This window comes from Marinifilum caeruleilacunae, assembly GCF_013141825.1.
Taxonomy (GTDB): domain Bacteria; phylum Bacteroidota; class Bacteroidia; order Bacteroidales; family Marinifilaceae; genus Marinifilum; species Marinifilum caeruleilacunae.
Genome location: NZ_RZNH01000186.1, coordinates 1 through 396, shown reverse-complemented (window position 1 = coordinate 396; position 396 = coordinate 1). Strand labels below are relative to the sequence as shown.

The window sequence follows — 396 nt, the reverse complement described above, 5'->3', positions numbered from 1 at the left end:
GCAAACTTTTTTTACACAAAAGACTCAAATCTTATTTCACAGGGTAAAGGTAATTATATTTTGTTTTGCTACTTAGCTCGGCAATTATTCCGCCGTAAGGATAATAGGCTGTTTCCTGTATTACATTTTCTTCCTCGTCAACCACTACACGGGTATGCCCCAAGTGGTCTTTTAGGGTGTAGTAATAAGTTCCAAAATCGCTTTTCTTGCTTTTTGTTGCAGCTGTAGGCTCATAGTAACCTTCTTCGGTAAATATTTTATTCAACTGTCCGTTCACAAACAAAAACTCACCCTGGTAGTCTATGCGCTTTACTTCGTTATCGTCTTCGTCGTAAAAACTTCTTCTCAGCAATGTTCCATCGGCCAAATACTGGTTTACAATTTTTCCTTGTCCTT

General features: G+C 38.1%; 1 protein-coding gene. It reads right to left on the bottom strand.

Annotation, left to right across the window (positions count from 1 at the left end):
- Nucleotides 1–31: 31 nt before the first annotated feature.
- Nucleotides 32–396, bottom strand: a 365-nt coding sequence (locus ELS83_RS21970; protein WP_430438946.1) for a hypothetical protein, incomplete at its 5' end; no start/stop codon positions are given.